The organism is Cuneatibacter caecimuris (assembly GCF_004216775.1).
In the GTDB taxonomy this organism is placed as follows: domain Bacteria; phylum Bacillota; class Clostridia; order Lachnospirales; family Lachnospiraceae; genus Cuneatibacter; species Cuneatibacter caecimuris.
This window is the reverse complement of the sequence record NZ_SGXF01000009.1, coordinates 12960-35264: the sequence shown is the minus strand read 5'-3', so window position 1 is coordinate 35264 and position 22305 is coordinate 12960. Positions and strand designations below refer to the sequence as shown.

Below are 22305 nucleotides of genomic sequence, written 5' to 3'. Positions count from 1 at the left end.
TAAAAACAGGTTGAGAACTTTGACATCCTCAACCCTATCTTAGTGAGCTTATTTCGTAATATTGCCGTACTTACGATTGAACTTCTCAATGCGGCCACGCGCTGCCGCTGCCTTCTGCTGACCAGTATAGAAAGGATGGCACTTGGAGCAGATTTCCACGTGGATTTCAGGTTTGGTGGAACCGGTTACGAATTCATTTCCGCAGTTGCAGACCACCTTTGCCTGGTAGTACTTCGGCTGGATATCTTCTTTCATGTTATTCACCTCGCACAATATATTTGGATGGTTTCCGACCATCGATTAAAACAGCTTTTTCAGTATAGCACAGCGTTTTCGGTTTTGCAAGCGTTTTTTACAGCTCGGCAGGGGTTTCATAAAAATACTGCGGCATCTCATAGACCTTCTGCGCGCCCCGGCGGATACCGGTATAAAGATGGTCCGGAAAAACCTGTTTTAACAGATCCACCCTCCCTTGTTCCAGCGCATCAAATATCAGCAAATGCTCTTCATACAGCTTAGTCAGAATCTCCGAATCCATGATGTTCACAAACATCCTGAAACGTTCATAATGGTAGGAAGTCCCTGTCAGGATATTCCAGATTTTCTGTTTTCCCGCCAGTTTAAATATTTCACAGTGAAATTCGTTATCGCTGCGGATAAATTCCTCTGCCGCCACTCTGGCGTCAGGCTGTTCCAGCAGCTTTTTCTGCCTTCCCATAATCAGCTCCAGGCGGATCAGCTGGGCTCTGGAAATCGCCCCGGCCAGCTCTTCCAGCACAGCCAGCTCCACTTTTTCACGCATGTAAAGCACGTCGGCAATTCCATCCAAATCGATCAGGGAAACAAAGGTTCCCACATGAGGTTTAATCTCCAACAGCCCCTCACTCTCCAGGCGCTTAAACGCGTCCCGGATTGGCGTTCTGGAAACATCGAAACGTTTTCCGGTTTCAATTTCACTGATTCCCTGTCCTGGTTCCAGCTCCAGATACATAATTTCATCCCTCAGGCGTTCGTAGATACTTCCCTGGACCTCTGAAGATTCCCTGCTCATTTCCGCTCCTTTCAGGCCATCAGCTTTTTCATCACATAAGCATAGATTTCCTGGCTGGCTCCCTGCCATCTGCCGCACATGGACCGGGCCTGTTCTTCATCCGGGACCGCCAGATTCAGCTCTACCAGCATGGAACGCCCTTCCCGTACCTCACAATGCACCACATATTCCTGGGTGGTGGATTTATAGTAGTCAGCCGTCACTCCCACCTCACTGCGCAGCTTAAACTTATTTTCTTTGAGAAAAGATTCCATGTCCGCCGTAACCGCTGCTGAAAGCTTGCTGCCAAAAAAACCCAGAGTCTCCACTCCCTCTCTGGTGATCTCATATCTTGAAGCATTTCGGACAGTCTCCATGCTGATCAGATTGGCTTCCAAAAGATCGTTGAGAACTTCCTGAAACGTAAAATAGTCCGTATAGTCCTTGTCCAGGAAAAACTCGGACATCTGCGCATTGGTCAGCGGAAAATTCACCCGCTTCAGCATATATAATACCATCAATTTATATAATGTAATCGATTCAGATGCCATAAAAAACTTCCTTTCTGCACCCCTGCCAGCTCCCCCGTGCCTTCATTTCATGTCTGATCCCGTTGAGCACTGATTTTTTCCGCAGGCTCCATTCCGGAGCCAGCAAAAGCTTTCTGCTGCCGTCTCCTGTCAGCCTGTGCACCACAATTTCAGGCGACAGCGCTTCCAGGCAGTCTGCCGCCAGCGAAATATATTCTTTTTCTGAAAGAACCCTCAATCTGCCGTTCCTGTATTCCTCCGCCAGGTCCGTCCCCTCCAGAACATGCAGAAGCTGCAGCTTCACGCCGGACACTCCCAGTTCATTCAGATGTCCGATGGTCTGCAGCATCTCCTTTTTTCCTTCACCCGGCAGTCCCAATATCACATGGACGATAACTTCTATTCCGATCTCCTTCAACTGTTTCACAGCCCTGTCGAAACAATCCAGCTCATAACCTCTGCGGATATATTCCGCTGTCTTTTCATGAATGGTCTGCAGTCCCAGTTCCACCCATACCGGCTTCACCCGGTTCAGCCCTGCCAGCAGATTCAGAACATCTTCCGGAAGGCAGTCAGGCCTGGTAGCGATGGACAGAACGGATACATCCTCAGGTTCCATCGCAGCTTCAAACAGCGCTTCCAGATTTCCTGCCGGACCATAAGTATTAGTAAATGCCTGAAAGTACGCAATATATGGACCATTTGCTGTTTTCTCCGACAACATCCTGCGCCCCTGGGCCAGCTGTTCGGAAACCGCCCTTCCGGCATCTGCTGCAAATTCTCCGGATCCGCCCGCGCTGCAAAAAATACAGCCGCGGCTGTCCAGTGTCCCGTCTCTGTTGGGGCAGGTCATCCCGCCGTTCAAAGACAGCTTATACAGCTTTTTGCCAAATCTCATTTTCAGCTCATAATCCAGACTGTGCCACGGTTCCTCCCCCCACCGGCGCCGTTCCAATCAGATATGCTCCTTAACGGCGCGGCTCACTGCCTCTGCAACCCGGGGGTCAAAAGCTGCGGGCAAGATATTATCTTCATTCAATTCGCTTTCCGGCACCAGCCCGGCAATGGCGCAGGCAGCTGCCAGCTTCATTTCTTCGGTAATAGCCCGGGCCCGCCCTTCCAGCGCGCCTTTAAAAATCCCGGGGAAAATCAGCACATTATTCACCTGATTGGGGAAATCAGAACGGCCTGTACCAACTACCTTCGCCCCGGCTTCCTTTGCCAGGTCAGGCATGATCTCCGGCACCGGATTGGCCATGGCAAACAAAATTGCGTCTTTATTCATGGAGGCAACCATTTCTCCTGTCACAATATTCGGAGCAGACACTCCCACAAAGACATCCGCGCCCTTCATCGCGTCAGACAGGGTTCCCCGCTTTCCTTCCAGGTTAGTGACCTCCATCATTTTTTCCTGCATCCAGTTCAGGCCTTCCATGCCTTTTGCCAGAATTCCCGGTTTATCGCACATGGTTACATGACGAAACCCGTAAGTCAGCAGAAGCTTTGTAATCGCCACCCCCGCGCTGCCGGCGCCGTTGACCACAATCTTCACTGTCTCTTTCCGTCTGCCGGTCACCTTCACCGCATTGATGATTCCCGCCAGCACTACAATGGCTGTTCCATGCTGGTCATCATGGAACACCGGAATATCCAGACGCGCCTTCAGCTTCTCTTCTATTTCAAAACATCTGGGCGCCGAGATATCCTCCAGGTTGATGCCTCCAAACGCCGGAGCAATCCGCACCACTGTTTCTATAATCTCCTCAGTATCCTGGGTATCCAGACAAATCGGAAACGCGTTCACTCCGCCGAATTCCCTGAACAGGACTGCCTTCCCTTCCATCACCGGCATAGCCGCCAGCGGTCCGATATTACCCAGGCCCAGCACCGCGCTGCCGTCTGAAACCACCGCCACTGTATTGGCTTTAATGGTATATCGGTATGCAGCCTCCGGATCCGCTGCAATCACCTTGCACGGTTCTGCCACTCCGGGCGTATATGCCAGGGCCAGGTCTTCTCTCGTCTTTACCTGGGCCTTAGCTGTGGTTTCCAGCTTACCGTTCCACTGTTCATGAAGCATGAGCGCTTTCTCGTTTGTTGTCATGATTTCCTCCCATCTGCGCACGGGCAGTACAATTTATACCCTTCATCATATCAATTTTCCCTGTATCCGTCAAGGTCCAAGCTCCTGTTTTGCCTGACGCCGGTCAGGCCCTGTCGCCGCCAAATTTCTTTCTCAATTTTTTGGTCAGCCTGCTGGCGCGGCACTGCAGTGCATGAACACTTTTTCCTGTGCTTCTTGAAAGATCTTCCCAGCCTTCCTTGTGCTGCCAGCACCAGAATATCTTAAAATCCAGATCGTTCAGGTTCCGCAGATAGATACAGATCCTTTCCAGGCACAGAATATTAAAGCATCGGTTTTCCGTCATCTCCCCTTCGGGCACCCGCAGATCAATGCCCCATTCAGCGATCTCCTGATCGTCCATCCTGGGATATTTCGCCCTGTATCTGTAATAATCGATCAATACATTTTTTGTCACGCGCCATATCCATCTCTCCGCATGTTCCGGAGACTGTATTTTCCCGATATTCTCCCAAAGCTTTACAAATACTTCCTGAGCCATCTCCTCCGCCTGAAACTCATTTTGTATACTGGTCAGGAAATAGCAATAAACTTCACGAAAAAATCTGACGTAGTACTGCTCAAACCGGTCGGTCCCGTCCTTCATTCCGGCCCTCTCCTTTTCTGACAGTTACCCCCGAAACTTCCTACGCAGCTTTTTCACCAAACGGCTTGCACGGCAATGAAGCGCATGTACGCTCCTGCCGCTTTGTAGAGAAAGCTCCCGCCAGCCGGATTTCTCTACCCAGCATTGGAAAACTTTCTGGCTCAACTCATCTAACCCCTGTATATATTCTGCAATTTCCAACAGACTTTCCCGATCAGACATTAACTCGTCCAAATCGTTCCCGGAAGCGCTGCGAAGATCTTCCTGAACATAGTTAGGATCCTCCGAAACCTCACAGGCACGTCCATTATCTCTGAAATAATTTACCATCCGGTTGCGCGTTACCCTGCTCAGCCATTTTTCCGCATGACCGGCATCATGAATTTTGTCAATTTCCTGCCATAATTTCACGAAAATTTCCTGAGCCATATCTTCGGCCGCTACAGAGTCCTTCAGGCGTTTATAACAATAGAAATAAATTTTTCTGAAAAAACGGCTGTAGTAATCTGTATATCGGTCCTCATCTTCCCGGCCCATGGCAGTCTCCCTTTTATGCACGAATTGCCTTTCCGCCCTGACGTTCTAAAGCATCAACATTATACTTTATCCGACAAACTTCTGCAACCAATTTTTACCAAAAAGTGGCTGCTGTCAAGTTTCAGAAGGCGGCAGGCTGAAAACTGATCTGCCCAATAACGACAAAAGCAGAAGCCGACGGCTCCCGCTTGTCTGCACATTTATTTGATTTTTTTCATATGCTCAGCAGCCGTCATCTGTATCCACTTTTCTGCAATTGCTTCCGACGGCAAATCATCCAGCACCCGGTAAAACTTCACAAAAATATCTGCAGCCATTTTCTCAGCTCTCGCGGCGTCATTTGTTTCATTCAAAAACCGCAGATAAACGCTTTTAAAAAAATGATCATAAAAATTCTCATAACGCTGCATCCGGGCAGCCAGCAGATCTTTTTTTGTACTTCTGTGCCACATACCGTCAGCCTCTCCCTTAATGATCCTTTATCAGAAATTACTTCCTGATTATTATATATTGTTTAATAGAGAAAAGCAAGAGAATAATGACGAAAAATGGGATATTTTGCCATGCACTCCGCCCGGTTTACTCCGCAGCATAAATCCTGTTCTGCAGCCTCTGTATTGTAGCAGGGAAATCAGGCACCAGCATCTCGCCGGATACGCTGTACATCCCATCGTAAGGGATCCTGTCCATATCAGTGGAATAGGTTATCACAGAGGGCAGACTGGTGAGCAGCGAAATCAGCTGCGTTTCTGTTATATTATGCGTGATCAGCGGCAGAACCTCATTTGCCAGGTCGTTCAGTTCTCCCAGGTTCATTTTTTTCGCACTGATAAAAATCTGTTCCAATACTTTTCTCTGGCGTTCTGTACGTTCAAAATCGGAATTTCCCACATAGCGGATCCGGGCATAGGCCACCGCCTGCATACCGTTCATATGAACTGTGCCGCCGCCCTGGAAAAGATATTCGCTGGCGTTCCAGCCCCGGAGATTACACATCTGCCCAACCATGCCGTTGGCCGCTTCCGCCTCTTTATCGCTGATGGTAAGCGTAACGCCTCCCACCAGATCCACAATATCCACCATAGAGTTAAAGTCCACGCTGGCGTAATTATCAATATTGATCTTATAATTCTCTTCTATCGTCTGAACCAGCAGCGGACCGGCCCCGTGAGCATATGCATTATTCAATTTATTTGGCTTGAAACCGGGGATATTGGCATAGCTGTCACGCATAAAGGAGGTCAGATAAACCTTGTTGGTCTTTTTATTGATAGACGCTAAAATCATGGCGTCTGAATTGCCATACCAACTGGTATCCCTTCTGTCGGAACCAATCAAAAGAATATTGTACACATAATCCCCATTCGGAAAATCAAACTTATTAATTTCTGTCTGGATACTCGACTCCACCTCTTCCGGAAGTGTTTCCTGATTCTCCGCGCTGCTTCCGCCCTCCTGCGTTTCCTGGGGAATAGTGGCGACAATAGAGACCTCTTCATCCTTCTGGTAGTTGCTCTTCCCGTGATAATGGTGCAGCAGGGCATAAGCGATGCCAACCGTAACCAATATCAGGCCCAGAATCACAGCCATTGTGATCCACAGCGCCTTATGCCCTTTCTTCTTTCCTGATTCTCTGTTTTCTGTACCTTTTGTATTCTTTTCTTCTTCCATTTTCTCCCTCTGAACATTTCCGGGCGGAGCATTCGCTCCTCCCTCATTCTGCCGGTCATCCCGGCTCTTTTCTCACAATCTCCAGGCCGATACCCACCTCGGCCTGCCTCCCCCCAAAGAATTCCACACGTATTCTGGCTGTCCGCTTGTGCCGGTCCAGCTTTACTATCATGCCTTCCTTTCCCTTTAGAGGACCGGAAGTCACAATTATGCGCTCTCCGGCAATATAGCCTTCATTCATATCAATCACGTGTTCTGAACCGCCGAATTCTTTCAGAAATGCAATCTCTCTCTCATCCAGCGGCACCGGGCCGTCAGAATCACCCAGCAGCCTGGTCAGCTCAGGCACAGCCTTCAGCTGATGGTATACTTCCCTGATCTGCCCGGTAATTAAAAACAGATATCCGGGAAACATATTTTCTTCCCGGACCTTCCACTCTCCCCGGAATTTCCGTTTGCACCGCCGTCTTGCTATAAAACATTCGCCCAGGGATCTGCCTTCAAAACGCTCCCTGCAGTATTTCTCCACAATATACTCTCTTCCGCTGAGGACCTGCATTGCATACCACATGATACGTCCTCCTGATTCAGCCTACTGCACATGCAGCTGTATGGTTTCCGTATTGGATCTGTTATGGTCAGAATCCACCACATAGATCCGGACAGAATATGTACCGGCCTGATCCGTATCATATTTTCCGTCCAGTATGATTTGAGAATATAGATATTCCTCGGTATCCTTATCATCTGTGATTGATACGATCAGGTTTTGGTAACTGAATTTGCCTCCGGCAGGGATGGTAAGCTCGTGCCCCTTTAATTTGAGGACAGGGCCGCCGGGATCCCCGGGAACAGCCGCCGCAGGGGTGCCTGCTTCCGTAGGTAAAGTGTCCGCAGTAGGTTCAGCCGTCTCAGAAGGCTGTCTGCTTTCCTCAGGCTTTGTTTCATTCTCACCGTCTGGTTCGCTTTCCCCGCCTTCCGGCTCTGTGTTTTCCGGCTGCGTTTCATCCTCACCGGTGGGAGTCATCCCTCCGGTGTAAGCTACTGTCCTGCCGGATTTTGCGATATTTCCCGAGGAATCCATAACCATATAAAAGACTTTAGCTCTGGACTCTCCGGCAAGAGGAATCACCGACTCCACCTGGATTTTGCCGGTCAGATCTCCGTCCGTATCATCCATCGCGGTCACTCCCTGCAGTAGAACGCTCCAGTCCTGCCCTTCCGCATAGGAAATCTCGCCGGAAAAGCTGATTTTGGGAGCTGTCCTGTCTGAACTGAAATAATAAATCACCGCGATACAGCCCAGGATAGCTGCAGCTGCAGCCAAAATAATTGTGATCGCTTTCTGTTTCATTTGAGCCTCCCTTTCTATTTAGAAGGCGTATTGCCATAGTCGCCGTACTGCCCGTAGTATTTCCCGGAATATCTGCCGTAATACCTGCCATAGTACTTATTTGACTTCATATTCATTTTATTCATCACAACGCCGAGAATTTTGCAGTCGCTCTTTTCCAGCTGTCCCTTTACATTCTGGGCAAAGCGGTAGCTGACCTCATTGGAAGCCATAACCAGTACCGCCCCGTCGCAGAAATTGGCGGCCACCGCGGCATCGATTACGCTGCCCAGCGGAGCTGTATCAAGAATAATATAATCATAAACGTCCCTGCACTTGTTGAGGATCATGCTGAACAGCTTGCCCCCCAACAATTCCGCCGGATTCGGGGGCACAGGGCCGGAAAATATCATATGAAGGTTCCTGACAGATGTGGCGCAGAGCGCTTCATCCATGGTACACATTCCTGACAGAAGCTGGCTGAGGCCTTTGCCCCCTTTGCCCACCCGCAGCCTGCGGGCCATCACGGATTTCCTCAGGTCGGCGTCAATAAACAGCACCTTCTTGCCTGTTTCCGCCAAAGCCGCCGACAGCTCCAGCGCTGTGTTGCTCTTACCCTCATTGGGCACGCAGCTGGTCACCACAATGGTTTTAATATCACTGCCGCAAAACTGTACATTCGTGCGCAGCGCTTTATAAGCTTCGCTCAGAGTGTGGTTCCCTTCGCTCAATAAGTTCACTTCAACTGTCTGCATCCTGCGCCTCCTATTTCGCTGCCTTTTTATTTTTGTTCTTCTTGCCGCCTGCCATAATCTCCGCATCCGGAATACTGCCCAAAACACTCAGCCCCAAATACCGTTCCACATCATCGGAATTTTTAATGGTATCGTCCAGCAAATGCAGCATAATAATTATGATGCAGGCGATCAATACACCCAGGAGTCCTGCAATCATCATATTTTTCTTCAGGGAAGGGCTGTAAGGTCCGGAAGGAAGATGACCCGGTTCCACCAGCTCTACCTTTTCCAGATTCATGATCTTTTCCATTTCACCTGCAGAAATCTCCCGGATCAGGTTAACAATATCCCGCGCCCTGACAGGGTCGGAATTTTTCACTGTGATCTCAATCACGCGGGTATCTGTAGGATTGCCCACGCTGACGCTGCCCGCCAGCTGTTCATATGTCATGTTCAGTCCCAGTTTCTCAATCACTTGTTCCAGCACAGTGCGGCGCACGATCAGCTCCTTACAGTCCTTTACCAGCTGGGAGGCGCTGCTCAGGTCGCTGCTGCTGGTGATCTGCTGATTCTGCCGGTTCAGAATATACACGCTGGAGGTGGACTGGTACATCGGCGTGACCATAAACTTGGTGTATAAAAATGCCGCAAGCGCACAGACAATGCCTGCCAGAATAATGATCCAGATCTTATCCAGCAGGGCAAAAAATAAATCTTTCAGGTCGATTTCCACTACATCGCGGTTAGTTGTTTCCATTTTCAAATATCTCCTACCTTCTTGTTCTCGAGTATGCGCTGCGGATTCACGGCAAACAGCAATTCCGCATATTCAGCCCCATATTTCCTGGCCACCAGTTCAAAACATTCCGTCAATCTGGGCGCGCGTCTCCGGCTGCTGTGGCTGTCGGTGCTCACCACATCCGCCAGTCTTTCCTTCAATATCTTTCTGGCAAACTTTTCTGCGCTTCTGCCAAACATTCCTGTTATGGTTCCCGCGTTCACCTGTATGACAACGCCCCGTTCCCGGAGTTCCCGAACCCGTCTCCTGTTTTCTGTCAGCGCCTCGTAGCGCTCCACATGGGCTAGCACAGGCTCATATCCCCTGCTCATCAGCTGGCTCAGCCCGCTGACGATATAAGGGTATTCCACTCCGGGGTGAAATTCCACCAACACATAGCCGCTGTTATTTAAAGTACGGCACCTGCCCTCCTCCAGCTCGTCCATGGCGTCCTGTCCGAAAAACATTTCATTTCCCAGAACAATCTCCATCCGACTGTCCAGACGCCCCGCCATGGTCTCCAGCCAGGTATACTGCTCCTGCAGCATATTTTCGTCCACAGCAAAGCGGTCAGGCTGATAGTGTGGAGTCACACAGACCCGCCTGATCCCTTCCTGATATGCGATTTTCAGCATCTCAAGGGATTCTTCCCGACTTTTGGAGCCATCGTCTGCTCCCGGCAGCATATGACAGTGAATGTCCGTAAAATACATTCGCCCTCCTCAGAGCTTTGTGGTCGTTTTGAAATCTTTCCTCACGAATTATTATATTTAGAGTCGATTTTTACCATCAAATTATATCACATCTCGCTGGAAATGCAATACCCAACCTGAAATGCAGAGTTTCTCTCCCATATATCAATCCCACAATAAGTCATTTTATCTTAGCATTGCAATAATTTCAGACAAAGTTTATACTATATATAAACTGTACTAATTATTCTTATGTAATGCAAAATCCGGCAACCAGGAGGCGCCAATGAATCAGACACAACCCCCAGAAAAGAAAAAACGAAATATTCCGGTCATCCGCATCCTCCTCTCCATTTTATTGCTGGCTCTGGTATGGAAAATGCTGGTATTTTACCGTTTCCAGTGGTATGGCGCTGACAGCGTGGTGAGCGGAACGATATCTCTCATGGGTGAAGAGCGGGAATTGACGGAGGAAGAAGTCCAGGCTGTCATCCAGGCCCTGAAGAAGATCACCGTGTATCCCTCTATCCCGGAAATCCGGGACGGCACTCCCGGCTCAATTCTTCTGAGGGGAAAATATGGAAGCATATGGAATTTTGAGCTGGGAGGAGATCAGATGAAGCTGAATTTCATGCCTTACCGTGTTCCGGAAAAATATCAGGATGATCTGACTCCCATTTCACCATATCGGCTCTATCCCTATAACAGAGAGTCCGGCTCGCCGGACTCTCGCGCCGAAGCGCGGTCGCTTCAGCGGCCTTATTTCCTTAGCGCGTAGTGCGCCTCCCCCCGGAGGGGTTTGTTTTATAGGGAACGAAGTTTCCTCCTAAAATAAAGCCATCCGAGAAAAGCGGAGTCCAAATACCGCGGATTAAAAACATGGACAAAAACAGTCCGGAGAAGGCGTATAAATGCAGCACTGCCGCGCCCTCTCCGGACTGTTCTATTTTACTGTCTCAGACTTCTTTTTTTACAAACCCATCCCTGGCGATCCATAAAAACGCTGCCATATGGAGGGCCAGTACGATCAGAGCGAAGCCCAGCGACTGGTGGGCAAATTTCGAGTTCCCCTGCATGATCTCAGCCAGGCCTGTATTAGCAAAGATCAGGTATCTTCCCCAGTCAATCTGAAGCTCTGCCATGAATTCCACCACCATGCTCCCCACAAGAAGACAGGTGATGCTGATGCCAATCGCCACAGCAGAGCTGCGCAGCACCGAAGATATCATAAAGGAAAGACTCATCATCACAATCGCGCTCACCGCTCCGGCAAAATATTGCCCCGCACAGATCAGGAGCACGCTGCCTTCCCGGACCGCGCTGCCGTCAAAGAACAGATAAGTGGCCTGAAGCCCCTGACCTCCCTGAATCAGCACCGCCGCCCCCAGGTTCAGCAGGAATCCGGCGATGAGTGTAACCGCGGAAAGCGCCAGCATCATCAGATATTTGCTCCAGAATATTTTCTGGCGCTTCACCGGATTGATCAGAAGGAACTTAATGGTTCCGGAGGAAAATTCTCTGGAAACGCAGCCTCCGGCAATGATCAGAAGAAACACGCTGGACAGGATCAGGATAATTGATGAAGTAGAATCCACAGCATCCCAAACGCCTCGGGGATACCGGTAGCCATATTCTCCTTTCACAGCTACATATTCCACATCGTTTTCCAGCCTGTAGCGCGCAACTTCTGCATCAGCACGGGCTTTCTCCAGTTCTGCCGAATCTGTCAGGTTCCCCGACGCTTCCAGCTTCTGCAGCGCCATCACTGTTCCCACGTTTGACTGATACTGCATCGCCACATCCCACTGCCAGGGTCTGTCGTCCGGGTCCAGCTGATGCTCCAGCAGATACCGGTATGGATAAGACATCATTTCCTTATCCTGCTCTGTGTATTCGCTGTTTTCCTGGATCTGACGGACCATTCTCTGATAGTAACCCTGCCAGTTTCCGGTGCGGGCCATGGCTTCCGTTTCCCGGATTTCCGATTCATCACCCCCGGCATAGCTGATCCTCAAAGCCTCTAAGCGCCAGGAATCAGCAGGAACCTGGGAATCTAACAGGTTATCTCTATAAAACTTCCAGACCCTGGCTTCCTCCTCCATTCCCTGGCTCTCATAAAACATAATCTCCTCTGAGAGTGAAGCTTCGTCAGGGTACCACCTGTAATCCCCCCCGCCGGAAGACGCCTTAATCAGCCACTGCACGCCGAAAAGGAACAGCGCCATCAGGCCGATCAGCACATAAGTGCTGTACTTTCTAAATACCTTTTCTGATTCATTTCTTATTAAATTAAACAATCTGTTCCCCCTCCTTTCCAGTTAATTCCATAAAGGCATCCTCCAGTTTTTTGGATTCCACCGGCGCGGCGCTGTAAAAAACAATATTATTTTCTGCCAGCGTCCTGTTCAGCTCCCAAAGGACCTGCTTCTCCTGCCCGGAAGGGATCTGTACTTCCACCATCTCTTCTCCCCCAGGTTCCGCCTGCAGCTCCATCTGTCTTGCAGCGTTCATCAATAACCGGGGATTTTCTGCATGATAACGGTAGACAACGGAATCCCCGCGCCGTTCTGTCATCATTTCCTGCAGGGTTTTTACCTCTGCCAGGCGCCCGTCCACGATGATTCCCACCCGGTCGCACATCAGCTCCATTTCGCTCATCATATGGCTGGATACAAAAACGCAGGTTCCTTCCTGATGGGCCAAATGCTTCAGGATATCCCTGAGCTGCCGGATTCCCGCCGGATCCAGCCCATTGGTGGGTTCGTCCAGAATCAGCACCTTGGGATGATGCAGCATGCACTGGGCCAGCCCCAGCCTCTGACGCATGCCCAGGGAATATTTTGACACCTTTTCATTAATCCGGTTGGACAGACCTACCAGGCTTACCACCTCGTCAATTCTTTCCTGTGTCACTCCTTTCCGCATTCTGGCATACTGGCAGAGATTCTGACGGCCGGTCATATAACCGTACATTTCCGGATTCTCCACAATTCCGCCCACATATGCCATCGCGGTCTCGAATTCTCCTGTAATGTCTTTCCCGCAGATTGAGATATTTCCTTCCTCCATGGAAAGCAGCCCTACCAGTAATTTAATGGTGGTCGTCTTTCCCGCGCCGTTAGGGCCCAGGAATCCGAAAACCTCTCCGATATATGTTTCAAAAGACAGATCCTTCAGCACCTGTTTTTTCCCCAGATGCTTATTTACGTGCTCCAGTCTGATCGCAGTTTCCATTCCTTCACCCCTCCTCTCCCGGCGCTTCCTCAGCGGGAACGCCGTAGGGGTTTATCCCCTCAGTCATATTTATGCTCCTGCAGTCCACCAGGGATGCGATTTTCCACCCGTCTCCGGTTTTGGCAAACTCTAATGTGTATTCATTCTGATATTTCAGCTTTACGGTTTTTCCTTCTTCCCAGCCGTAGCTTTTTAGTTCTCCGCCGGGCACTGCTGTAAACCCTCCTGACATGAACAGCACGCAAGGTCCGTCCACCTCATAAGTTTCTATAACATCTACTGTGACCTGAGCGGTCCAGGGGCTGTTTCTCAGCACAGTAGGCCGCTGTGTCAGGCTCTGCGCTTCCACAATTCTTCCCGCAGTGGCTTCCTGCTCTTTCAGTACCTTCAGTTTATCCAGCACTGCGCCTTTTCCCTGCCCATTGATCCCTCCGGGCAGCTTTATTTCCGCCCAATACTGATTAAGCAATTCTTCCAAAGCATCGCTGCCTCCTAATCCTTCTTTTTCAGCCAGCGGCTGTTCCTGCAGGTAACGCTCCGCAGTCTCCATTATCTCTGATTTCGACTGTTTAAATTTGGCATTGTCCACAATGAGATAAATCACCAGGCCGGCGATCAGAACAAGGGCAAATAAAACTCCCCAGTTGATCCGTTTCCATCTGATTTTCATACAACTTCCTCCTGTTGGTTTTGTTGTATAAAGTATATCACGGATCTCCCGGGGAGACTTGAAATATTTCTTAAATTATCCAGCGCAGATTTATGAAAAAGAATCCCGCTGGCGGGATTCTCCGCCTGCGGAGTGTCGCTTTAGCGACGTAATTCCTTACGCCGCAGTGCGATCCCCCGGAGGGTTTTGTTGCATAGGGAACGCAGTTTCCTATGCAATGAAAAAAGGCAGCTGCTTTCTGTCATTTTTCCTAGTGAGCCTTTTTCAAAAGATCTTCCTTCAGCGCATACAGTTTTCTGGACAGGTCCACATAGTGGAGATGGGGATTTTCAAACCGCTGCTCTTCTTCCCATACAGTATTGGCCAGCTGATACTGCACATATTCTCTGATCTCCTCCAGTTTTGGCAGCTGATAAACCAGCTCCCCGTCTTTGAAGATCGTTTTATGAAGCTTCTCTGCATGGAACTTCTCAAACTTCATCTGTTTCCAGGGTTTTTGAGGGTCTACAAATTCAAAGGGCACGTTATCCTCCACCGCTTCCCCTGCCAGCGTAATCAGATCCGCTGTCCCATACCCGGTGTGAGGATCATAGATCCTCCACAGTTCCTTTCTTCCGGGATTTGTAATTTTCTCAGGGTTTTCGGAAATCTTAATACGGGGCGAAAAGCTCCCGTCCGGCTGCTGCACCGCCGCCAGCTTATAGACGCCGCCAAAGACAGGATCTGATTTAGAAGTAATCAAACGCTCCCCCACGCCGTAGGAATCGATCTCCGCGCCCTGACGGTTCAGGGAATTGATCAGATACTCATCCACACTGTTGGACACCACAATGGAACAGTCCGTAAGGCCCGCGCTGTCCAGGATACGGCGCAGCCGCTTGGAAAAATATGCCAGGTCTCCGCTGTCAATGCGGACGCCTTTCAGCCGTTTGCCCATAGGCTCCAGAACCTCTTTCGCCACACGGATAGCGTTGACCACGCCGCTGTCCAGAATATCGTAAGTATCAATCAGCAGCGTACAGGAATCCGGATAGACCTCTGCATATGCCTTAAAAGCCTCGTATTCGCTGTCAAAAAACTGCACCCAGGAGTGAGCCATAGTGCCCACCGCCTTTACGCCGAACATCTCATCCGCCAGAGTAGTCGCTGTAGCGCCTGCTCCACCGATATAAGCCGCCCTCGCTCCGTAGACCGCCGCATCCGCTCCCTGGGCTCTGCGGGCTCCAAATTCCATGATGGCAGCTTTTCCAGCCGCACGGCAGATCCGATTGGCTTTGGTAGCGATCAGGGACTGGTGATTGATCGTGAGCAGCAGCATGGTTTCTACCAGCTGGGCGTCGATCAGAGGGGCTGTAACTGTTACCAGAGGAGTGCCCGGATAGACAATCGTACCTTCTGCCACAGCCTCAATGGTGCCTTTAAATGCGAAATTTTTCAGATACTCCAAAAAGCCTTCATCAAACATTGCGCGCCCCCGCAGATAGTCGATATCCGCCTGGGTAAAATGCATCTCCTGAATATATTCCACCAGCTGCTCCAGGCCCGCGCACACAACAAAGCCCCCGTTTTCCGGGTTCTCCCGGTAAAACATATCAAAAACCACCTGAGTATTTCCGCAGCCCTTTACAAAATAGCCGTTAGCCATTGTCAGCTCATAAAAATCCATCAGCATAGTCAGATTTCTTTTATTCTCATCAAAAACCTTCATTTTTCTTCCTCCAATCCGGATCAAACCGGTAGTATTGGCTGGGCCGGTGCCGGACATTCTCCGTCTTTTTTTCTGTTTCCACAACCATGGGCAATATTTTTTTTCTGAAGTTCGCTTTAAACAGCGGCCTCCCCAGAAGAGTTTCATAAACCTTCTGCGCTTCTGTCAGCGTAAATTCTTCCGGCAGGAGATTAAATGCAATCGGCGTATACTCCACCTTGTTTCTCAGCCGTTCCAGCGCCAGATTGACGATTTTGGCATGGTCAAAGGCAAGGCGGTCCCGGGTTTCCGGCAGCAGCTGGGTCTCTTCCGCCATCAAAACGCCGTTTTTCGTAAAATGTTCCGTCACTCTATAGCGGATTTCTGCAGAACGATCCCTGCTTTCCAGAAATAGATTCCAGGTTTTCAGGCCTTCTGTTTCCTCCTGCTGTTCCCGGCGAACCGTGAACCAGACAGCTTCCGCCGCATCGTCCCCCGCTCTGGGCTTCAGGCCCTCTCCGGGAACCAGCGCCAGATATGAGGTGGAAATCACGCGCATCCTCGGGTCTCGGTTTACTTCCCCCCAGGTATACAGCTGTTCCAGGTATACGTCTTCCACCGACGTCTCTTCCTTCAGTTCCCGCGCCGCAGCCGCGTCCACAGATTCATCAATATTCACAAATCCTCCCGGGATCGCCCACTGGTTCATGAACGGATGATTTTTTCTTCTGATGAGAAGAAGCTTCAGTACTTTATCCGGCACCGACCTGCCCGGCGGCCTCACGTCTTCTACTGTGAATACCAGCATATCCACTGTTACCGACGGGCGTTCATAATTGCCCGGGCGGTACTTGGCCAGAAATTCTTTTTCAGTCAGGCCGTCCCGGTTTCGCAGTTCTTCCATGGCTCTCCTTTCCTGCCATTGGTCTCTTTGCCTTTTCCTTATATGAAAAAACACTTAGTAGCATTTTCATACTATGTATGTTGTTACATAGTATACATTTGCTACTAAGTGTTGTCAATACCTTTTTTAACTATTTTTGGCCATAGTATGCGTTTTCTCCATGTTTGCGCATAAAATGCTTGTCCATCAGGACCTGGGGCGCCGGCATGATCTGGTGGTTCAGCATTTCAGCCTGGTAGGCCATCTTCGCCACTTCCTCCAGAACAACCGCATTGTGCACTGCTTCTGCCGCATCCTTGCCCCAGGTAAAAGGCCCGTGGTTCTTGCAGAGCACGCCGGGCACATATACCGGGTTCTTCTTCCGGAAGGTCTCAATAATCACCAGACCTGTGTTCATCTCATAATCCCGGCTGATCTCCGCTGCTGTCAGGCTTCTGGCGCAGGGAATTTCTCCATAATAATAATCCGCGTGAGTGGTGCCATAGCAGGGGATTGCCCTTCCGGCCTGGGCCCAGGAAGTCGCCCAGGGAGAATGTGTATGCACAATTCCGCCGATCTCCGGAAACGCTTTATACAGTTCCAGATGGGTGGGAGTATCTGATGAAGGCCTGTATTTCCCCTCTACCACATTGCCTTCCAGATCCAGCACCACCAGATCCTCTGGTTTGAGCACCTCATAATCTACGCCGCTGGGTTTGATGACAAACAGCCCTCTTTCTGCATCCAGGCCGCTGACGTTTCCCCAGGTATAGGTAACCAGTCCCCGTTTAGGCAGTTCCATATTAGCTTCGTAAACCTGTTCTTTTAATTCCTTTAACATTGGCATTGCCCCCTTTCTTAATATGAATACTATAGCATCATCCCCAAAAATCCACAAGAAAAAAATTTCAAATTCATGCACACATTCTTCGCTTCCCCATAAGATATAACTGTATAATGAACCTGGAGGAATAACTTATGAGCGATTTAGCAGCAACAAATTGTGGCGGATGTGGATGTGAAGGATGCGGCAACGGGGGCAATAACTGCCTGTTTCTGGTGTTGATCCTGCTGTGCTGCTGCGGCGGCAACAATGGCATTTTCGGCGGAAATGACGGCTGCGGCTGCGGCGACAACAATGGCTGCGGCAGCTGGATCTGGATCATCCTGCTGCTGTGCTGCTGCGGCGGCAACGGCTTCTGCTGATCTGCGTATAGCTGCACAGGCAAGGGGGACTGCCGCTGAAGCGATAGAAATATCGCGGAGGCGGCAGTCTCCTTTCTTTCTGTCTGAATCTCTTGCGGAAAAGCCTTTCTCCCGGTATACTGTAACTGACCAACCAAAAAAGGAGAATTGCTATGAGTAAGAAAAAATTAGGCATTCTGGGATGCGGTAAACTGAACACCATTGTTGCGGAAGCAACAGTAAACGGAATTCTGGAAGAATACGAAATCATAGGAGTATACAGCCGTACCCGGAAGTCGGCCGAAGCCCTGGCCGACAAAACCGGCGCGCCTGTCTGTGATACCCTGGAAGAACTGATGGCAAAAGAACCGGATATTGTATCCGAAGCGGCAGGCGTTGCTGCCGTGAAGGAATATGCTGAAACAATTCTTGAAAGAGGGGCAGATCTGGCTGTGATTTCCATAGGCGCATTTGCCGATCAGGACTTCTTTCAGCGCATCTGTGACGTAGGGCGGAAAACCGGCCGTAAGGTACATATTGCTTCCGGCGCCATAGGCGGATTTGATGTGATGAATACCGCGCGCCTGATGAGCGATATTTCCGCCTCCTTCCATTCTGTCACCGGGCCTCAATACCTGCGCGGCACTCCTGTTTTCCGTGAGGAGCTGATGGAATCCAGGGAACCTGAACAGGTTTTCTCCGGGAATGCCAGAAAAGCGATCGAGCTGCTGCCCCACCGGGTGAATGTAGCCGTGGCTGCTTCACTGGCAAGCGCCGGCCCCGAAGATACAGAAGTAACCATCACCAGCTCTCCCGGTTTCATTGGAGACGAATATACCATTGAAGTGAAAGGCGAAGAAATCCGCGCCGAGCTGAAAATTTTCTCCAGAACCAGCAGAATAGCAGGATACAGCCTTGTCGCTCTGCTGAAAAACCTGGCCTCTCCCATTCAATTCCAGTAATGCAAATTCCAGGCCAGCCCTCAGACCCGCTCGAAAAAACATTTGCCATAAATTCCGGTATATAGTATACTATCTTATATGAAAGCAGCAAATGCTGAAGATGAACCTGGGAGGTACCCTATGGATGCAATTGACATCAAAATTTTAAACTGCCTGAAGACAAACTCGCGCCAGAACGCGTCGGCTATCAGCGAACAAATCAATCTTTCCGTTTCCGCTGTGATAGAGCGTATCCGGAAGATGGAGAGCAACGGCATCATCAAGCAATACACCGTCGTGCTGAATTCCGCACAAACAGGCAATGATATGTCTGCTTTTATTTCTGTAAGCATCGAGCATCCCAAATACCATCAGAATTTTATGGACAAGGTTACAGGAATGCCTAATATCAGAGAATGTTACCACATCACCGGGGAATTTGATTACCTGCTGAAGCTGGAAGCCGGTTCCACAGCGCAGCTGGAGCTGGTGCTGAACTCAGTGAAATCTATTGACGGGGTTTCCCATACCCATACGCTGGTGGTGCTGTCCACAGTGAAGAATGAAATATCCGGCATGCCCCTGCTGATGCAGAATCTAAAAGGATTTAAATAATTCCACAGGTCCAAAAGACCTGTTCCCAGGATATTACCATGGGAAAAGCCCAGCCAAGAATACCAAATTAACGGTACCGCAGGTTCTTGGCTGGGCTTTTCTTTTTATGCTGTCAAATAAAAATTCTTAAATTTTTTTGTAACGAAATTTGTTCCACGGCGTCTAATCTGTGAAAGCCGGGAGGAGGTGAATATGTCGTTGGATTTTGAAAGGCTGTATCGGGCCTATTATATGCAGGTCTATTCTTACGTAATGACAATCGTAAAAGACGCGGCGCAGGCAGAGGAAGTAACCCAGGACACCTTTGTACGGGCGATGCAGTCAAGATCCGCATACCGGGGTGAGGCCAGCGAAATCACCTGGCTGTGCGCCATCGCAAAAAACGCTGCTTTTTCTATCCTGAAACGTGCGTCACGGACAGAGGAACTAAAGGACGTCCCCGACGAAAATCAATTTGAAGACAGACTGGCAGATGAAGTATCTACGCTCATGATTCATATGATCCTCCATGATATGCCAGAGCCCTACAAAGAGGTGTTCCAACTGCGGGTATTCGGAGAATTGTCATTCGCGAAGATAGGACGGATATTTGAAAAAACAGAAAGCTGGGCCCGGGTGACATACCACCGTGCCAGACTGAAAATTCAGGAAAGGATGGAAGATTATGAAAAATAATGAATCTCAAAACAGATGTGATATGATCCGGGACCTCCTGCCTCTATATCAGGACAATGTATGTTCAGAGGGCAGCAGGGTTTTTGTGGAAGACCATTTAAAAAGCTGCCCGGACTGCCGGTCTGAACTGGCCCGGCTGAAAAACACCTGTTTCGAAGACAGGCTGACGGATGAAACAAAAGAGGTCCTGGGAAATCATGCAAAAATGGAGAAGAGGAGGACGGCTACAGTAGGAATGATTACAGCAGGAGTCCTGATGATACCGCTGATCATCTGCCTGATCTGCAATCTCGTATCAGGAGACGGGCTGGACTGGTTTTATATCGTGCTGACATCCCTGATGGTTTTCGCATCCATAACGGTGCTTCCCATGCTGGTCCCCCGGAAAAAGATACTCTGGACTCTGTGCGGTTTCACCGCAAGTCTGCTCCTGCTGTTGTTTACCATCAATGTTTACACTCATGGAACCTGGTTTTATTTAACTGCTGTATCCGTGATTTTAGGCTTATCCGTAGCTGGCCTGCCTTTCGCAGCAAGGCAGATCCCGCTGCCCGCGGGTCTCAGGAACCAGAAAAGCCTGTTGGTGATGATCTGGGATACCCTATGGCTGTTCGCGCTGATCGCTGCCTGCGGTTTTTATACGAACGGCACGGATTACTGGTCTGTTGCTGTCCCCATTACGCTGGTCTGCACGGCGGCCGCATGGCTGATTTTTATCTGCCTCCGCTATATCCGGGTGCATCCGCTGATCAGAGCAGGCATGATCGCAGTATTCACCGGGTGCTTTACTGCCGGAATCAATTTTTTTATTTATTGGATTCTGGGGGAATCTGTCCAGACATATCTGTTGGCGCAGGACTGGATTTACAATCTGATTATAGGCATGGTGATCGCAGGGGCCGGCCTGATCCTCATAGCGCTTGGCATCTGGCGCAGCCTGAAATCTCACAGTTCATCCAGCACTTCCTCAAAGGCCAACCCATCCTGAAGAGGGATCTCCAGTTCTTCTGAAACTTCCAGACAGCGGCGCACAAACTGCGCCGCTCTTTTTACGGAATCCGCCAGCGGTTTTCCCGCCACCAGTTCCGCGGACAGCACCGCTGAAAAAATATCCCCTGTGCCGCAGCGCACCGCGCCCAGCTGTTTTTCTCTGATCCAGACCGGCTCTGTATTCCTGCCTGCCACATAGTTGCAGATCTCTCCGCCCCGGACCACCCCTGTCACGGTCACATGGCCGGTTCCCCGGTCCAGCAGTTTTTCCGCCATCTTTTCCACCTGCCCCGGCATGCCAGCCAATTCATATGGAGTGTCAGTCAGGATGCAGCATTCTGTCAGATTGGGCGTGATCAAATCAGCTCTGGCTGTCAGAGAACGCATCCGGCTGCACATTTCTTCATTATAGGTGGCATAGCATTTTCCGTTATCTCCCATCACGGGGTCCACGATCAAAAGGCTGTTCCCGCCAAAATCCAAAAGGAACTGCTCCACTGCTTCAAACTGCGCGGCCGAACCAAGAAAGCCGGTGAGAATCCCGTCAAAACTCAGCCCGAGACGTTTCCATTTTCCTGTATATTCTGAGATATGCCTGGTGTAATCATCAAAAAAATAATCCTCATAGCCCGTATGGTTGGAAAGTATCGCAGTGGGTACCGGACAGCACTGCACCTTCAGCGCGCTGATCACCGGCAGCTGAACTGTCAGAGAACACCTTCCAAATCCGGCAAGATCGTTGAGCACTGCGATTTTTTTCTGTTTTCCCCTCATCTGACTGCTCCCATCTGTTCTGCATCCTGCAGCAGTGTGAACTGTCCGCCTTTTTCTTCCAGCACGCTTACAGCACAGTTTTTCTGGACGCCGCCTCCCCAGAACTCCGCAATGCTGCGCCCCAGCGGATGCAGCTGAAGAGCCTTGAGCAGAGCGCCGTGTCCTACAATCAGCACACAGGCGTCTTCTTTCTCTGTCCGTCCCAGAAAATCCAGAAATTCATCTGTTCTTTCGCATACCTGCGCGAATTCTTCTCCCCCCTCCGGCGCGCAATATGTCTCGGGGGCCTTAAAAAAGCGAGTCATCATTTCGATCATCACTGGGTCTTTGCTGTCTCTGAATGTATTTCCTTCATAGGATCCGAAGGCCATTTCCATCAGCCTGTCATCCGTAACCAGCGGAATGTCCCGCTCCCCGCGGATCAAATGCGCAGTTTCCACCGCCCGTTTCAGGGGGCTGCTGTAAATTCTGTCAAATGGCACCTCTGCCAGAGCTTTTCCGATTCTGACAGCGTCAGTCCGGCCCGACTCATTCAATGGCACATCAGATCTTCCCTGCAGCCTGCCCATTTTATTCCAGTCCGTCTCTCCATGCCGTATCAAATATAATTTCAT

The 22305-nt window shown here is 50.0% G+C and carries 28 protein-coding genes; 6 read left to right on the top strand and 22 right to left on the bottom strand.

Going from position 1 to position 22305, the window contains the following annotated elements; translation table 11 throughout:
* Positions 1-48: 48 nt before the first annotated feature.
* The 14 genes from rpmE to EV209_RS15055 form a co-directional block, all read right to left on the bottom strand.
* Positions 49-255: a 50S ribosomal protein L31 gene (rpmE, locus tag EV209_RS15120; RefSeq protein ID WP_130436308.1), complete on the bottom strand. Its 207-nt coding sequence runs from the start codon at positions 253-255 to the stop codon at positions 49-51.
* Between the two features lie 97 nt (positions 256-352).
* Positions 353-1051: a GntR family transcriptional regulator gene (locus tag EV209_RS15115; protein WP_165388953.1), complete on the bottom strand. Its 699-nt coding sequence runs from the start codon at positions 1049-1051 to the stop codon at positions 353-355.
* Positions 1052-1062: 11 nt separating this feature from the next.
* The gene (locus EV209_RS15110; protein WP_130436306.1) at positions 1063-1581 is read right to left on the bottom strand and encodes a DUF4364 family protein; all 519 of its coding nucleotides are present in this window, start codon (positions 1579-1581) and stop codon (positions 1063-1065) included.
* On the bottom strand, positions 1571-2515 hold the full coding sequence (locus EV209_RS15105) for a tRNA modification radical SAM protein MnmL/YtqA (RefSeq protein ID WP_279387343.1): 945 nt from the start codon (positions 2513-2515) through the stop codon (positions 1571-1573). Before EV209_RS15105 ends, EV209_RS15110 begins: the two co-directional genes overlap by 11 nt.
* Positions 2516-3664 carry an NAD(P)-dependent malic enzyme gene (locus tag EV209_RS15100; RefSeq protein ID WP_130436305.1) on the bottom strand — a complete coding sequence of 383 codons (1149 nt, stop codon included), beginning with the start codon at positions 3662-3664 and terminating at the stop codon, positions 2516-2518.
* A gap of 103 nt (positions 3665-3767) precedes the next feature.
* Positions 3768-4289, bottom strand: a complete 522-nt coding sequence (locus EV209_RS15095) for an RNA polymerase sigma factor (RefSeq protein WP_130436304.1) — start codon at positions 4287-4289, stop codon at positions 3768-3770.
* A gap of 24 nt (positions 4290-4313) precedes the next feature.
* Positions 4314-4826 carry an RNA polymerase sigma factor gene (locus EV209_RS15090; RefSeq protein ID WP_130436303.1) on the bottom strand — a complete coding sequence of 171 codons (513 nt, stop codon included), beginning with the start codon at positions 4824-4826 and terminating at the stop codon, positions 4314-4316.
* 200 nt (positions 4827-5026) lie between these two features.
* A complete protein-coding gene (locus EV209_RS15085; RefSeq protein WP_130436302.1) occupies positions 5027-5278 on the bottom strand; it encodes a hypothetical protein in 252 nt (83 codons plus the stop codon).
* A gap of 127 nt (positions 5279-5405) precedes the next feature.
* Entirely contained in the window at positions 5406-6497 is a 1092-nt protein-coding gene (locus EV209_RS15080; protein WP_130436301.1) for an LCP family protein, read from the bottom strand.
* 55 nt (positions 6498-6552) lie between these two features.
* A complete protein-coding gene (gene loaP / locus EV209_RS15075; protein ID WP_130436300.1) occupies positions 6553-7068 on the bottom strand; it encodes an antiterminator LoaP in 516 nt (171 codons plus the stop codon).
* Positions 7069-7089: 21 nt separating this feature from the next.
* On the bottom strand, positions 7090-7851 hold the full coding sequence (locus tag EV209_RS15070) for a bacterial Ig-like domain-containing protein (RefSeq protein ID WP_130436299.1): 762 nt from the start codon (positions 7849-7851) through the stop codon (positions 7090-7092).
* 14 nt (positions 7852-7865) lie between these two features.
* Positions 7866-8585, bottom strand: a complete 720-nt coding sequence (locus tag EV209_RS15065; RefSeq protein WP_130436298.1) for a polysaccharide biosynthesis tyrosine autokinase — start codon at positions 8583-8585, stop codon at positions 7866-7868.
* Positions 8586-8595: 10 nt separating this feature from the next.
* Positions 8596-9324, bottom strand: a complete 729-nt coding sequence (locus tag EV209_RS15060) for a YveK family protein (protein ID WP_130436297.1) — start codon at positions 9322-9324, stop codon at positions 8596-8598.
* 2 nt (positions 9325-9326) lie between these two features.
* Positions 9327-10058: a CpsB/CapC family capsule biosynthesis tyrosine phosphatase gene (locus EV209_RS15055; protein ID WP_130436296.1), complete on the bottom strand. Its 732-nt coding sequence runs from the start codon at positions 10056-10058 to the stop codon at positions 9327-9329.
* A gap of 265 nt (positions 10059-10323) precedes the next feature.
* On the opposite strand from EV209_RS15055, the gene EV209_RS15050 reads away from it, so the two are divergent.
* The gene (locus EV209_RS15050; protein WP_130436295.1) at positions 10324-10815 is read left to right on the top strand and encodes a hypothetical protein; all 492 of its coding nucleotides are present in this window, start codon (positions 10324-10326) and stop codon (positions 10813-10815) included.
* 178 nt (positions 10816-10993) lie between these two features.
* Here EV209_RS15050 and EV209_RS15045 read toward each other — a convergent pair whose 3' ends face one another.
* From EV209_RS15045 to araD, 6 genes are all read right to left on the bottom strand, one after another.
* The gene (locus EV209_RS15045) at positions 10994-12334 is read right to left on the bottom strand and encodes an ABC transporter permease (RefSeq protein ID WP_165388952.1); all 1341 of its coding nucleotides are present in this window, start codon (positions 12332-12334) and stop codon (positions 10994-10996) included.
* On the bottom strand, positions 12327-13271 hold the full coding sequence (locus EV209_RS15040) for an ABC transporter ATP-binding protein (protein ID WP_130436293.1): 945 nt from the start codon (positions 13269-13271) through the stop codon (positions 12327-12329). Before EV209_RS15040 ends, EV209_RS15045 begins: the two co-directional genes overlap by 8 nt.
* Positions 13272-13275: 4 nt before the next feature.
* The gene (locus EV209_RS15035) at positions 13276-13941 is read right to left on the bottom strand and encodes a hypothetical protein (RefSeq protein ID WP_130436292.1); all 666 of its coding nucleotides are present in this window, start codon (positions 13939-13941) and stop codon (positions 13276-13278) included.
* A 250-nt stretch (positions 13942-14191) separates the two neighbouring features.
* On the bottom strand, positions 14192-15649 hold the full coding sequence (locus tag EV209_RS15030; RefSeq protein WP_130436291.1) for a nicotinate phosphoribosyltransferase: 1458 nt from the start codon (positions 15647-15649) through the stop codon (positions 14192-14194).
* Positions 15636-16532: an NUDIX hydrolase gene (locus tag EV209_RS15025; RefSeq protein ID WP_130436290.1), complete on the bottom strand. Its 897-nt coding sequence runs from the start codon at positions 16530-16532 to the stop codon at positions 15636-15638. Before EV209_RS15025 ends, EV209_RS15030 begins: the two co-directional genes overlap by 14 nt.
* Positions 16533-16662: 130 nt before the next feature.
* Positions 16663-17352 carry an L-ribulose-5-phosphate 4-epimerase gene (gene araD, locus EV209_RS15020; protein WP_130436289.1) on the bottom strand — a complete coding sequence of 230 codons (690 nt, stop codon included), beginning with the start codon at positions 17350-17352 and terminating at the stop codon, positions 16663-16665.
* Positions 17353-17489: 137 nt separating this feature from the next.
* On the opposite strand from araD, the gene EV209_RS15015 reads away from it, so the two are divergent.
* The 5 genes from EV209_RS15015 to EV209_RS14995 all read left to right on the top strand — a co-directional run bounded on the left by EV209_RS15015 (position 17490) and on the right by EV209_RS14995 (position 20915).
* Positions 17490-17717: a chorion class high-cysteine HCB protein 13 gene (locus EV209_RS15015; protein WP_130436288.1), complete on the top strand. Its 228-nt coding sequence runs from the start codon at positions 17490-17492 to the stop codon at positions 17715-17717.
* Between the two features lie 152 nt (positions 17718-17869).
* Positions 17870-18658, top strand: coding sequence for an aspartate dehydrogenase domain-containing protein (locus EV209_RS15010; protein WP_130436287.1), 789 nt, complete (start codon positions 17870-17872; stop codon positions 18656-18658).
* A 120-nt stretch (positions 18659-18778) separates the two neighbouring features.
* Positions 18779-19252: an Lrp/AsnC family transcriptional regulator gene (locus EV209_RS15005; RefSeq protein WP_130436286.1), complete on the top strand. Its 474-nt coding sequence runs from the start codon at positions 18779-18781 to the stop codon at positions 19250-19252.
* 192 nt (positions 19253-19444) lie between these two features.
* Positions 19445-19927 carry an RNA polymerase sigma factor gene (locus tag EV209_RS15000; RefSeq protein ID WP_130436285.1) on the top strand — a complete coding sequence of 161 codons (483 nt, stop codon included), beginning with the start codon at positions 19445-19447 and terminating at the stop codon, positions 19925-19927.
* A complete protein-coding gene (locus EV209_RS14995) occupies positions 19917-20915 on the top strand; it encodes a zf-HC2 domain-containing protein (RefSeq protein ID WP_130436284.1) in 999 nt (332 codons plus the stop codon). Before EV209_RS15000 ends, EV209_RS14995 begins: the two co-directional genes overlap by 11 nt.
* Here EV209_RS14995 and EV209_RS14990 read toward each other — a convergent pair.
* Positions 20873-21691, bottom strand: coding sequence for a pyridoxamine kinase (locus tag EV209_RS14990; RefSeq protein WP_130436283.1), 819 nt, complete (start codon positions 21689-21691; stop codon positions 20873-20875). The genes EV209_RS14995 and EV209_RS14990 overlap by 43 nt on opposite strands.
* Complete coding sequence (locus tag EV209_RS14985; RefSeq protein ID WP_165388951.1) at positions 21688-22305, bottom strand: histidine phosphatase family protein; 618 nt, start codon at positions 22303-22305, stop codon at positions 21688-21690. Before EV209_RS14985 ends, EV209_RS14990 begins: the two co-directional genes overlap by 4 nt.

What these genes read in the sequence shown, in the direction of transcription:
- EV209_RS14995 (WP_130436284.1), top strand. Translation starts at nt 19,917, where the DNA reads ATGAAAAATAATGAATCTCAAAACAGATGTGATATGATCCGGGACCTC.
- EV209_RS15085 (WP_130436302.1), bottom strand. Translation starts at nt 5,278, where the DNA reads ATGTGGCACAGAAGTACAAAAAAAGATCTGCTGGCTGCCCGGATGCAG.
- EV209_RS15100 (WP_130436305.1), bottom strand. Translation starts at nt 3,664, where the DNA reads ATGACAACAAACGAGAAAGCGCTCATGCTTCATGAACAGTGGAACGGT.
- loaP (WP_130436300.1), bottom strand. Translation starts at nt 7,068, where the DNA reads ATGTGGTATGCAATGCAGGTCCTCAGCGGAAGAGAGTATATTGTGGAG.
- araD (WP_130436289.1), bottom strand. Translation starts at nt 17,352, where the DNA reads ATGTTAAAGGAATTAAAAGAACAGGTTTACGAAGCTAATATGGAACTG.
- EV209_RS15060 (WP_130436297.1), bottom strand. Translation starts at nt 9,324, where the DNA reads ATGGAAACAACTAACCGCGATGTAGTGGAAATCGACCTGAAAGATTTA.
- rpmE (WP_130436308.1), bottom strand. Translation starts at nt 255, where the DNA reads ATGAAAGAAGATATCCAGCCGAAGTACTACCAGGCAAAGGTGGTCTGC.
- EV209_RS15030 (WP_130436291.1), bottom strand. Translation starts at nt 15,649, where the DNA reads ATGAAGGTTTTTGATGAGAATAAAAGAAATCTGACTATGCTGATGGAT.
- EV209_RS15095 (WP_130436304.1), bottom strand. Translation starts at nt 4,289, where the DNA reads ATGAAGGACGGGACCGACCGGTTTGAGCAGTACTACGTCAGATTTTTT.
- EV209_RS14990 (WP_130436283.1), bottom strand. Translation starts at nt 21,691, where the DNA reads ATGAGGGGAAAACAGAAAAAAATCGCAGTGCTCAACGATCTTGCCGGA.
- EV209_RS15080 (WP_130436301.1), bottom strand. Translation starts at nt 6,497, where the DNA reads ATGGAAGAAGAAAAGAATACAAAAGGTACAGAAAACAGAGAATCAGGA.
- EV209_RS15090 (WP_130436303.1), bottom strand. Translation starts at nt 4,826, where the DNA reads ATGGGCCGGGAAGATGAGGACCGATATACAGATTACTACAGCCGTTTT.
- EV209_RS15005 (WP_130436286.1), top strand. Translation starts at nt 18,779, where the DNA reads ATGGATGCAATTGACATCAAAATTTTAAACTGCCTGAAGACAAACTCG.
- EV209_RS15115 (WP_165388953.1), bottom strand. Translation starts at nt 1,051, where the DNA reads ATGAGCAGGGAATCTTCAGAGGTCCAGGGAAGTATCTACGAACGCCTG.
- EV209_RS15070 (WP_130436299.1), bottom strand. Translation starts at nt 7,851, where the DNA reads ATGAAACAGAAAGCGATCACAATTATTTTGGCTGCAGCTGCAGCTATC.
- EV209_RS15015 (WP_130436288.1), top strand. Translation starts at nt 17,490, where the DNA reads ATGAGCGATTTAGCAGCAACAAATTGTGGCGGATGTGGATGTGAAGGA.
- EV209_RS15035 (WP_130436292.1), bottom strand. Translation starts at nt 13,941, where the DNA reads ATGAAAATCAGATGGAAACGGATCAACTGGGGAGTTTTATTTGCCCTT.
- EV209_RS15065 (WP_130436298.1), bottom strand. Translation starts at nt 8,585, where the DNA reads ATGCAGACAGTTGAAGTGAACTTATTGAGCGAAGGGAACCACACTCTG.
- EV209_RS15110 (WP_130436306.1), bottom strand. Translation starts at nt 1,581, where the DNA reads ATGGCATCTGAATCGATTACATTATATAAATTGATGGTATTATATATG.
- EV209_RS15050 (WP_130436295.1), top strand. Translation starts at nt 10,324, where the DNA reads ATGAATCAGACACAACCCCCAGAAAAGAAAAAACGAAATATTCCGGTC.
- EV209_RS15040 (WP_130436293.1), bottom strand. Translation starts at nt 13,271, where the DNA reads ATGGAAACTGCGATCAGACTGGAGCACGTAAATAAGCATCTGGGGAAA.
- EV209_RS14985 (WP_165388951.1), bottom strand. Translation starts at nt 22,305, where the DNA reads ATGAAATTATATTTGATACGGCATGGAGAGACGGACTGGAATAAAATG.
- EV209_RS15025 (WP_130436290.1), bottom strand. Translation starts at nt 16,532, where the DNA reads ATGGAAGAACTGCGAAACCGGGACGGCCTGACTGAAAAAGAATTTCTG.
- EV209_RS15000 (WP_130436285.1), top strand. Translation starts at nt 19,445, where the DNA reads ATGTCGTTGGATTTTGAAAGGCTGTATCGGGCCTATTATATGCAGGTC.
- EV209_RS15010 (WP_130436287.1), top strand. Translation starts at nt 17,870, where the DNA reads ATGAGTAAGAAAAAATTAGGCATTCTGGGATGCGGTAAACTGAACACC.
- EV209_RS15055 (WP_130436296.1), bottom strand. Translation starts at nt 10,058, where the DNA reads ATGTATTTTACGGACATTCACTGTCATATGCTGCCGGGAGCAGACGAT.